The 9734-nt window shown below is 61.7% G+C and carries 10 protein-coding genes and 1 riboswitch; of the genes, 6 read left to right on the top strand and 4 right to left on the bottom strand.

Going from position 1 to position 9734, the window contains the following annotated elements; genetic code table 11:
- Window positions 1-47: 47 nt before the first annotated feature.
- Window positions 48-1025, bottom strand: coding sequence for a 4-hydroxy-3-methylbut-2-enyl diphosphate reductase (gene ispH, locus RSB01_RS07170; protein WP_332619488.1), 978 nt, complete (start codon window positions 1023-1025; stop codon window positions 48-50).
- A gap of 230 nt (window positions 1026-1255) precedes the next feature.
- Here ispH and RSB01_RS07175 point away from each other — a divergent pair, with 230 nt between their 5' ends.
- The gene (locus RSB01_RS07175; RefSeq protein WP_332591929.1) at window positions 1256-1894 is read left to right on the top strand and encodes a Tat pathway signal sequence domain protein; all 639 of its coding nucleotides are present in this window, start codon (window positions 1256-1258) and stop codon (window positions 1892-1894) included.
- Window positions 1895-1900: 6 nt separating this feature from the next.
- Entirely contained in the window at window positions 1901-3703 is a 1803-nt protein-coding gene (gene argS, locus RSB01_RS07180) for an arginine--tRNA ligase (RefSeq protein WP_332619487.1), read from the top strand.
- 321 nt (window positions 3704-4024) lie between these two features.
- On the opposite strand, the gene RSB01_RS07185 is transcribed toward argS, so the two are convergent.
- Window positions 4025-4195: a hypothetical protein gene (locus RSB01_RS07185; RefSeq protein WP_332591182.1), complete on the bottom strand. Its 171-nt coding sequence runs from the start codon at window positions 4193-4195 to the stop codon at window positions 4025-4027.
- 126 nt (window positions 4196-4321) lie between these two features.
- Between RSB01_RS07185 and RSB01_RS07190 the strand changes: the two genes are divergently transcribed.
- The 4 genes from RSB01_RS07190 to RSB01_RS07205 all read left to right on the top strand — a co-directional run bounded on the left by RSB01_RS07190 (window position 4322) and on the right by RSB01_RS07205 (window position 7896).
- On the top strand, window positions 4322-5362 hold the full coding sequence (locus tag RSB01_RS07190; protein ID WP_332591181.1) for an adenosine deaminase: 1041 nt from the start codon (window positions 4322-4324) through the stop codon (window positions 5360-5362).
- Between the two features lie 146 nt (window positions 5363-5508).
- Window positions 5509-6822: a type VI secretion protein ImpB gene (locus tag RSB01_RS07195; protein WP_332591180.1), complete on the top strand. Its 1314-nt coding sequence runs from the start codon at window positions 5509-5511 to the stop codon at window positions 6820-6822.
- 181 nt (window positions 6823-7003) lie between these two features.
- Window positions 7004-7423, top strand: a complete 420-nt coding sequence (locus tag RSB01_RS07200; protein ID WP_332591179.1) for a peptidase S1 — start codon at window positions 7004-7006, stop codon at window positions 7421-7423.
- Window positions 7424-7572: 149 nt separating this feature from the next.
- Window positions 7573-7896 (top strand): hypothetical protein, encoded by a 324-nt coding sequence (locus RSB01_RS07205; RefSeq protein WP_332591178.1) that lies wholly within the window; start codon window positions 7573-7575, stop codon window positions 7894-7896.
- A 33-nt stretch (window positions 7897-7929) separates the two neighbouring features.
- Here RSB01_RS07205 and pncA read toward each other — a convergent pair whose 3' ends face one another.
- Together pncA and RSB01_RS07215 are read right to left on the bottom strand one after the other, a co-directional pair.
- Window positions 7930-8556 (bottom strand): bifunctional nicotinamidase/pyrazinamidase, encoded by a 627-nt coding sequence (pncA, locus tag RSB01_RS07210; protein WP_332591177.1) that lies wholly within the window; start codon window positions 8554-8556, stop codon window positions 7930-7932.
- 4 nt (window positions 8557-8560) lie between these two features.
- Entirely contained in the window at window positions 8561-9541 is a 981-nt protein-coding gene (locus tag RSB01_RS07215) for a class 1 fructose-bisphosphatase (protein WP_332591176.1), read from the bottom strand.
- Between the two features lie 113 nt (window positions 9542-9654).
- A riboswitch (glycine riboswitch) is annotated at window positions 9655-9734 on the top strand. This riboswitch is flagged as partial in the annotation.

A 9734-nucleotide genomic window follows, 5' to 3' on the forward strand; every position in this document is an offset into this window, starting at 1 on the left:
GCGCCGCTGGGTCCCCCGATCAAGTCGGGGGATGACGGATGTAGGCGCTAGTCCTGAAGGACGCGCGGCAGTTTGAAGGTGATGGTTTCGCGTGCGCCGTCGTCTTCGGTCAGGGTGACGTCGAAACGCTGGCGAACGGCCTCGATCAGACCTTCGACCAGCGGCTCGGGTGCCGATGCCCCCGCCGTGACGCCCAGTGTGTTCACGCCTTCGAACCACGACCAGTCCACATCGCTGGCATCATCGACCAGACGCGCCGCCTTGGCCCCTGCGGTCAGGGCCACATCGACCAGACGCGCCGAGTTGGACGAGTTCTTGGAGCCGACCACCAGCACCAGATCACACCCGTCGCCCAGCTTTTTGACGGCTTCCTGACGGTTGGTGGTAGCGTAACAGATGTCTTCCTTGTGCGGATCGGGAAGCTCGGGGAAGCGACGCTTCAGAACCGCCAGAATCTCGGCGGTGTCATCGACCGACAGCGTGGTCTGCGTGGCATAGGCCAAAAGCGTATCGCCCGGACGCTGGAAGGCCTCGGCATCGGCCACGGTTTCCACCAGCGAGATCGCGCCCTGCGGCAGTTGCCCCATCGTGCCGACCACTTCGGGGTGGCCCGCATGGCCGATCAGGATGATGTGGCGGTCATTCTTGAAATTACGCTCGGCCTCGACATGGACCTTGGAGACCAGCGGACAGGTGGCATCCAGATAAAGCATCTGGCGCGATTTAGCCGTCGCCGGCACCGACTTGGGCACACCGTGCGCTGAAAACACCACCGGACGATCGTCGGGGCATTCATCCAGTTCTTTCACAAACACTGCGCCCAGCGCCTTCAGGCGCTCGACCACATGGCGGTTATGCACAATCTCGTGGCGCACATAGACGGGCGCGCCGTATTTCTCGATGGCCCGCTCTACGATCTGGATGGCGCGATCCACACCGGCGCAAAAGCCGCGCGGCGTCGCCATACGGATGGTCAGGGGGCGCTTGGACATGGCGTTCGGATCGGCAGACACAAGAGAAATCATGGCGGTGAACCTAATGGTTTGCGCAGCACTTCGCCACTAGGACGAAGCGTCTATCCGCGCAAAGCGTATGTTACGGCTCCGATTATGGTGCGCGGGGCGCAATGCCTGTTTGCGGCGTCTTGCTTTAGCCGCTATCACCGGACAGCGTGGTTCGCGGAAAAATTGGACTATCTTCGATAGACCGACCTTTTTCGTCCCCACCTGCCCTTTCGATTGCCGGAAAGATCCAGATGCGTCGCGTCCTGACCGCCCTTGCTGCTGCCGCCATTACGGCGTCGATGATGCCCACTGCTGCCGTTGCACAGCAACAACGACCAGGCCAAGGCCAAGGACAACAGGCCGATGAGGCCAAGCCTCGCCCGATGCGCTTTGCGCCGCTGTCGCGCCGCGCCAATGCCGGTCCGTGCCCGTATGTAAAGATTCTCTACGATGCCGCCCGCTATGTGGAACTGAGCGACTTTAGCCGCCCGTCCACCAATGGCGTCGGCTATACCGGCGAAATCGAGGGCGTCAGCTCGGATTGTTCCTATCGCGAGAGCGACCCGATCCGCGTCGATTTCAACCTGCTGTTCTCGCTGGGCAAGGGTCCGGCCGCACAGGGCGATGCGCACACCTATCGCTATTGGGTGGCCGTGACCGAGCGTAACTCGGCGGTGCTGGACAAGGAATATTTCGATCTGCCGGTGAATTTCGGCAGTGCTGACCGCACCACCGCAGAGCCCGCCCACACCATCGTCATCCCGCGCGCCGAAGCCACCACTTCGGGCGGCAATTTCGAAATCCTGATCGGTTTCGAGGTTTCGCAGGAACAAGCCGAGTTCAACCGCTCGGGCAGCCGCTTCCGCCCGACGGCGGGACAAACAGACTAAAAGATCATGACCGACCTCAAAACTGTACTCAGCGAAGCGGTCGCCACCGCCTTCGCTGCCGAAGGCGTGGACGCCGCTCTGGCCCGCGTTACCCCGTCGGACCGCCCCGATCTGGCCGACTTCCAGTCCAATGGCGCACTGGCTGCCGCCAAGGCTCTGAAAGCCAATCCGCGCGAACTGGCGGCCAAGATCGCCGCGCATCTGGAAGGCCATCCGGCCCTGTCGGCGGTCGAGATCGCCGGTCCGGGCTTCATCAATATGAAGCTGTCGGATGCCGCCCTGTCGCAACGCGCGGGCGAAGTGGCTGCTGACAGCGCCCGTGCCGGAGCCGCCACCGTGGATACGGCCCGCAAGGTCGTGATCGATTTCGGCGGCCCGAACGTCGCCAAGCCGATGCATGTCGGCCACCTGCGCTCGGCCATCATCGGCGAGAGCATGAAGCGCATCTTCCGCTTCCGTGGCGATGAAGTGATCGGCGATGCCCACTTTGGCGACTGGGGTTTCCAGATGGGCCTGCTGATCACCGCCTGCGGTGACGAAGGCATTGCCGACGCCTTTATGGCCGAGGGCGATGGTCCCTTCCCGTCCGAGAGCCCCGTCTCGCTGGCCGATCTCGAGCGCATGTATCCGCTGGCTGCGGGCAAGGCCAAGGAAGACCCCGCCTTCCGCGATCGCGCCCGCAAGGCAACCGCAGAACTGCAAGCTGGCCGTGCCGGTTACCGCGCCCTGTGGCAACATTTCGTGGCGGTCAGCCGCACCGCTCTGGTGCGCGAATACGGCGCGCTGGATGTGACCTTTGACCTGTGGAACGGCGAAAGCGATGCCGATCCGGTCATGGAAGAAATGATCGCCGACCTGAAGGCCAAGAACCTGCTGGTGCCCGATGCCGGCGCACAGGTTGTCCACGTCGCGCGCGAAGGCGAGACCCGCAAGAAGAAGCTGGAAGACGGCTCGGTCGTGCAGGTGCCCTCGCCGCCGGCGCTGCTGGTCATCTCGTCGGAAGGTTCGGCCATGTATGGCACAACCGACCTGGCCACCATTCTGGATCGCAAGAAGTCCATCGGTCCCGACCTGATCCTGTATTTCGTGGACGAGCGTCAGGCCGAGCATTTCGAGCAGGTCTTCCGCGCCGCCTATATGGCCGGATACGCGCCCGAAAAGTCGCTGGAGCACCTTGGCTTCGGCACCATGAACGGCACCGACGGCAAGCCGTTCAAGACCCGCGCCGGTGGCGTGCTGAAACTGTACGATCTCATCAACATGGCCAAGGACAAGGCCCGCGAGCGTCTGAAAGATGCCAAGCTGGGCGATGACCTGCCGGAAGACGAGTTCGAGGACATCGCGCACAAGGTGGCCATCGCCGCCCTGAAGTTCGCCGATCTGTCCAATGCGCGCACCACGTCCTACGTCTTTGATCTCGACCGCTTTACCAGCTTCGAGGGCAAGACCGGACCGTACCTGCTGTATCAGGCTGTGCGTATCAAATCGCTGCTGCGCAAGGCTGCCGATCAGGGTGCAGAGCATGGTGAGATCGTTATCGGCGAGCAGGCCGAGCGCGATCTGGCCCTGACGCTGGATGCGTTCTCAAGCGCCGTGTCGGATGCCTATGACAAGCGGATGCCGCACCTTGTGGCCGAACATGCCTATCGCGTGGCCCAGAGCTTCTCGAAGTTTTACGCCGCCTGCCCTGTGCTGGCCCAAGGGCATGAGGCCACCCGTGGCTCTCGCCTGAGCCTGTCGGCGGCGGCCCTGCTGCAACTGGAAACGGCGCTGACCCTACTGGGGATCCAGACACCGGAACGCATGTAAGCGGATCGACTGAAGGCATAAATAAAGAGGGCCGGACGAGATGATCGTTCGGCCCTTTTTTCGTTCTCTCTTCGTCATCCTCCGACAAGCCGTTCTTGCGGCGCAGATCGGGGGACCCAGCGGCACCGTAAGGTGATCTTTTCGGTATCTACGGTGCCCTGTGCTTTCGCGCTACCGCGCGCCGCTGGGTCCTCCGGTCAAGCCGGAGGATGACGACCGGTTGGGCGTAGCGAAAAGAAAGGCCGGACGCTGGGTTATCGTCCGGCCTCTATATTTGCCCTTACGGGTTTGCGTAGTCTCGTAAAGGAAAAAGGATTGCCGCTATTTCTGCGGCGGTTGTTTCTGTTTTTCGCCAAAGGCATCCTGAACCTCGTCTTTTTTGATACGCGCTTCCGGTTGGCCGCGCTGGTTCAGGTTCTGCTCTTCGGTGCCATCACCCAGCATACCCGGATGCGGGTCAGGCTGTGATTTCTTCGGGTCTTGTTCCGCCATAGACATCTCCTTGTCTGCGCCATCCCAACACACAAGAAACCCGCCATGCGCCCTCCAAGTTCCTCGCAGGGCGGTCACGTTTTCGCAGACGATAGATTGAACGGCGGGGTTAGGGTAAGGTCCGGAATGACCGATACCCTCCCCGCCATTACTGAATTCGACATCGAAACCTTCGTGGCCAAGCTGCCCAAGGCCGAACTGCACCTGCATATCGAAGGCTCGCTGGAGCCGGAACTGATGTTCGCGCTGGCCCAGCGCAACAATGTCGCCATCCCCTATGACAGCGTCGAGGCCGTGCGTGCGGCCTATGACTTCTCGAACCTGCAGGACTTCCTCGACATCTATTATGCGGGCGCCAATGTGCTGCTGACCGCACGCGATTTCGAAGACCTGACCTTTGCCTATTTTACGCGCATTGCCGCCGATAATGTGCGTCACGCCGAAATCTTCTTTGATCCGCAAACCCACACCGATCGCGGTGTGCCGTTTGAAACCGTGGTCGAGGGCATCATCGCCGGTATGAAGCGTGCCGAGAGCGAACTGGGCGTTACGTCCGGCCTGATCCTCAGCTTCCTGCGCCACCTGCCCGAAGAGGCTGCGTTCGAAACGCTGGAAATGGCCAAGCCGTATCTGGACCGTTTCATCGGCGTCGGCCTCGACAGCTCCGAGGTCGGCCACCCGCCGTCCAAGTTCGAGCGCGTCTTTGCCGCCTGCCGTGACCTTGGCCTGAAAATCTGCGCCCACGCGGGCGAGGAAGGCCCGCCGGAATATGTTTTCGAGGCGCTGGACCTGCTGAAGATCGACCGCATGGACCATGGCAACCGCGCCATGGAGGACGAAGCTCTGGTGGCGCGTCTGGCCGCTGAACAGATGACCCTGACCGTCTGCCCGCTGTCGAACCTGAAGCTGTGCGTGGTCAAGGACCTGAAGGATCACCCGATCCCGAACATGCTGAAAAAGGGTCTGCACGTCACCCTGAACTCGGACGACCCGTCCTATTTCGGCGGTTATGTGAACGACAACTATATCCAGTTGGCCAAGGCCGTCGGCCTGACCCGCGAGCAACTGGCCGACATGGCCAAGAACAGCTTCCGTGGCAGCTTCCTGCCGGAAGACAAGAAGGCGGCCCTGATCGCCGAAGTCGACGCCTACGTCGCCGCGAACTAAGCCTTCAAAGCCCCGTCAGAAATGGCGGGGCTTTTTGCTGCCCGCCGTTCACGCTTACGCGCGCCGCTGGGCCCTCCGGTCAAGCCGGAGGGTGACGGCAGAAAGGGTGACTCCACACGCCCCTATGTTCCTGTTATGTTCACATCATGGAACCCCCGCTACCCAATCCTGATCTGGCCCAACTTCGCTGGCTGTTCATTGATCTGAACGCCTTTTTTGCCAGCGCCGAGCAGCAGATGAACCCGCAATGGCGAGGCAGGCCGGTGATCGTGCGGCCGGTGGCCAGCGAGTATTCGGGGGCGATTGCCGCCAGCTATGAAAGCCGCCCATACGGTATCCGCACCGGCACGAAGGTGTCGGAGGCCCGCAAGCTGTGCCCAGACCTGATCGTCGCCGAGGCGCGGCCGGATGTGTATGTCCAGTTGCACAAGCAGATCATGGCGGAGATCAATCTGCACATCCCTGTCTTCAAGGTCGGCTCGATCGACGAATGTTCGTGCGAACTGCAAGGACCGGAGCGGATTGAGGCCAATGCGGTGGCGCTGGCACGGCGTATCCAGCAGGGCATCAAGGACAATGTCGGCGAGTGTCTGCGCTCGTCGGTGGGTCTGGCTCCGTCACGCTTTCTGGCCAAGACCGCGTGCGGAATGAAAAAGCCCGACGGCCTGACCATATTGCGCTTGAACGAACTTCCCGCGCCCCTGCTGGACCTGCCGGTGTCGGATTTTCCGGGGATCGGGCCGCGTATGCAAAAACGGCTGGCGGCGGCAGGCGTCCATTCAACCGCCGAACTGTGGGCCATGAGCGCCAAACAGGCGCGTCATGTCTGGAACAGTGTCGAGGGCGAGCGCATCTGGCGCGGCCTGCACGGTTTGCACACCGAACTGCCGCCCGAACTGCCGCCTGCCTCTATCGGCCACAGCCATGTGCTGGGGGCCGAGATGCGAACGCCGGAAAAGACCCGTGCCGTGGCGCGGCGTCTGCTGGTCAAATGCGGGGCGCGCTTGCGACGGATGGAGATGACGGGCGCGGTGCTGGGTCTGCATATCGAGATGGAGGGAGGCGACCGTTTTGACCGTAGGCAGTCGTGGCAGCGGGGCGAGCGGGTGGCGGTGCAATGCCATCTGGACCCGACACAGGACACCTTTGCCCTGTTGGCGGCGCTGGACGGGCTATGGCAACAGGCGCTGCCCACGCTCAAACGCGGGCGCCCCAATACTGTCGGGGTGAATATTCACGGCCTGAAACCGCGTGCGGCGTTCGAGGCCGATCTGTTCAGCGACGGGCCGGACATGAACGGCAAGGCGCCCAGCTTGCGCCTGTCACAGGCGATGGACGCCCTGAACAAGCGCTTTGGCAAGGACACGGTCAGCATCGGTCCCAATGCCGGATTACCCGCCTATATCGGAGCCAAGATCGCCTTTAACCGCATTCCGGACGAGGAGGATTTCTGGGAATAGGTGCGGATTGATCCCAAAATCGCCCGCGACATATTATGTCACCCAAAGGTACTATTTGTTCAAATCCTGTTCACATAACGATGCTCTTATAGGGTCGATGACAGGCAAAATGCCTAGAAACGGGAAAACTATGAAAACTCAAATGATCCGCGCTGTCGTATGCGCAGCGGCTTTCGCAAGCATGGCTGTAACCCCTGTTATGGCGCAGGAAATCGGTGCGACCCCGACGTTTGCAGATATCACCCTGTCGGCCGGTTTCACGCCCGATCCTTACCGTGTCCGTGTGACCGCAGGCGGAACCATTGACGCCGCCCGCTCGCGCGGCGGTTCCTGCGTTGGCAAGATTGCCAGCGCGCCGGATGTCCGCCTGACCTATTCGGCCGACTCTATGCCGCTGAACTTCAAGATTGTATCCGGTGAAGACACCACCCTGGTTGTCAACGGTCCCGATGGTCGCTGGTATTGCGATGACGACAGCGGCGGCGGCCACAATCCATTGTTCCGCCTGAATAATCCGGCATCCGGAGTTTACGAGATTTGGGTTGGCACCTATGGCGACAGCCCTGTCTCTGCCACGGTCGAAATCACCGAAATCAACTAGTTAAGTCCTAGTTCTGTCTGCTCCGGCCGAATATTCGGCTGGAGCAGCAGTGCCCCCAAGGCCGCAGGTGCAGCCGCACTTGCCCGTCCGGATAAAGGGCCGCAAAGTCCCGAACTGGTTCGCCAAAACGGCTCAACCGGAGGATCGCTATGCACCCTGTCCTGCAAGCCATGGTCTGGATCGGTCTGGCCGGTGCCGTCACCGCGACCTTGAGCGCCGGAATGGCCGATGCCATCGCCGATCAGGAACGCCGGCAAGGACTGGCCGACAGGGATGCTGTGGCCCTGCTTAAAATCTATTCGTTTGGCGTGCCGCTGGGCCGATATATGAATATCTGGGCCGTGTTCACGGACTGGTACACGCAGTACAGCTCAAGCCTGATCCGCCAACTGACCTATGTGGCGCGCACCGGCATCATTGTGGGCAGCCTGTTACCCCTCGCTCTGATCCTTGGCTTTCTGGGCCTGTGGTGAGGATCTAGATCGGCTTTCGACAGTCCCGAAAAACTATAGGCGTGTGATGTTCAGCGCCGCAAAGCTGTCGCGGGCGGCTTGGGCTGTGTCGGGAGAGATGGCGCGGCTGGCATCTTCGATGACGATGGCCTCAAAGCCTTCGCGCACGGCGTCTTCGGCGCTGTAGCGGACGCAGTAGTCATAGGCGAGACCGCAGATAAAGACCCGCTTGATGCCAAGCCCGCGCAGCAGGCCGGACAGGCCGGTCGAAGTCTGGCGGTCATTCTCGAAAAAGGCCGAATAGCTGTCCACCGCAGGGTTGGCCCCTTTGCGGATGATCGCCGCCGCACGCTGGATGGCAGGGGCGACGTCAGCGTGGAAATCCGCGCCGTTGCTGCCCTGCACACAGTGGTCCGGCCACAGCATCTGCGGGCCATAGGCAACCTCGATAGCCGTGAACGGCACCGCGCCTTCGTGGTTGGAAGCAAAGCTGATCTGGTCCGGCGTATGCCAGTCCTGCGACACGATCACGGTTTTGAACTGCGCGGCGATCTCGTTGATCAGCAGCATGATCCCCGCCCCGCCCTCAACCGCCAAGGCCCCGCCTTCGCAGAAGTCGTTCTGCGGATCGACGACGATCAGGGCGTCGGTATCGAGAACGTCAAAGGCGGGGATGCTCATGGGCTTAGACTCCGCAGGTGTCGGCGATGATGTCGACTTCGTTGGCGGAGCCGAGGATGACGGGGACGCGCTGGTGCAGTTCGGTCGGGGCAACGTCCATGATGGCGGCGCGGCCGTCGGTGGTGGACTTGCCGCCTGCCTGTTCGACGAGGAAGGACATGGGGTTGCCTTCGTACATCAGGCGCAGCTTGCCGGGCTTGTTCGGTTCGCGCTTGTCCCATGGATAGAGAAACACGCCGCCGCGCATCATGATGCGGTGGACGTCGGCGACCATTGCGGCGACCCAGCGCATGTTGAAATTCTTGCCGCGACCGCCCTCGGCGCCTTCAAGGCAACCGGCGACATAGGCCTGCACGCCCTCGGACCAGTGGCGCTGGTTCGACATGTTGATGGCGAACTCTTTGGTGTCGGCGGAAATCTTGATGTCGGGATGGGTCAGCAACCACTGGCCATCCAGCGACAGGGTGAAACCGGCCACGCCGTTACCCGTCGTCAGCACCAGCATGGTCTGGCCGCCATACAGCACATAGCCCGCCGCCAGTTGCTTGCGACCGTCCTGAAGGAAGGACGCATCGTCGATGTCGCCTTCCGGTGCGGCCAGAACCGAGAAGATGGTGCCAACAGGCGCATTGATGTCGATATTGCTGGAACCATCCAGCGGGTCGAACAGCACCAAAAACTTGCCGCCCGCATGGGTGGCGGGCTGGCAGTTGTCCATTTCCTCGGAGGCCACACCGGCCACCAGAGGCGATGCCAGTAACTGGTCGGTCAGGATGTCGTTGGAGATGACGTCCAGCTTCTTTTGCTCTTCGTCCTGCACATTCACATTGCCCGATGCGCCCAGCGCACCGGCCAGCGCCCCGCCCGACACCACTTTACGGATGTCCACGCAGGCCGAGGCCACCAGAGCCAGCAGTTCGGACAGGCCTTGCGGCAGTGCGGCAGCATCAAGATGGGTGGCAAGGTCGATGCGGGTATCGGTCATTTTGGCGGGCATCCAGCAAACGGCAAACAGGTTAGGCCCTCAATGACGCCTCAAAACCGTTCCGACAAGCCCGGTGCCGCTTGACTTCGAACAGGAGTCGATGGCTTAGGACATTTGCTCTCGCGGGAGAGATCGGGGGATGGGCAACCGTCTTTCGGAGCCGAAGGCGCAACCGCCCCGGAAACGCTCAGGC

Source organism: Brevundimonas sp. (assembly GCF_036659295.1).
GTDB lineage: Bacteria > Pseudomonadota > Alphaproteobacteria > Caulobacterales > Caulobacteraceae > Brevundimonas.

Coding starts and splice junctions, on each gene's coding strand:
- ispH (WP_332619488.1), bottom strand. CDS start 1,025: ATGATTTCTCTTGTGTCTGCCGATCCGAACGCCATGTCCAAGCGCCCC.
- RSB01_RS07175 (WP_332591929.1), top strand. CDS start 1,256: ATGCGTCGCGTCCTGACCGCCCTTGCTGCTGCCGCCATTACGGCGTCG.
- argS (WP_332619487.1), top strand. CDS start 1,901: ATGACCGACCTCAAAACTGTACTCAGCGAAGCGGTCGCCACCGCCTTC.
- RSB01_RS07185 (WP_332591182.1), bottom strand. CDS start 4,195: ATGGCGGAACAAGACCCGAAGAAATCACAGCCTGACCCGCATCCGGGT.
- RSB01_RS07190 (WP_332591181.1), top strand. CDS start 4,322: ATGACCGATACCCTCCCCGCCATTACTGAATTCGACATCGAAACCTTC.
- RSB01_RS07195 (WP_332591180.1), top strand. CDS start 5,509: ATGGAACCCCCGCTACCCAATCCTGATCTGGCCCAACTTCGCTGGCTG.
- RSB01_RS07200 (WP_332591179.1), top strand. CDS start 7,004: ATGGCTGTAACCCCTGTTATGGCGCAGGAAATCGGTGCGACCCCGACG.
- RSB01_RS07205 (WP_332591178.1), top strand. CDS start 7,573: ATGCACCCTGTCCTGCAAGCCATGGTCTGGATCGGTCTGGCCGGTGCC.
- pncA (WP_332591177.1), bottom strand. CDS start 8,556: ATGAGCATCCCCGCCTTTGACGTTCTCGATACCGACGCCCTGATCGTC.
- RSB01_RS07215 (WP_332591176.1), bottom strand. CDS start 9,541: ATGACCGATACCCGCATCGACCTTGCCACCCATCTTGATGCTGCCGCA.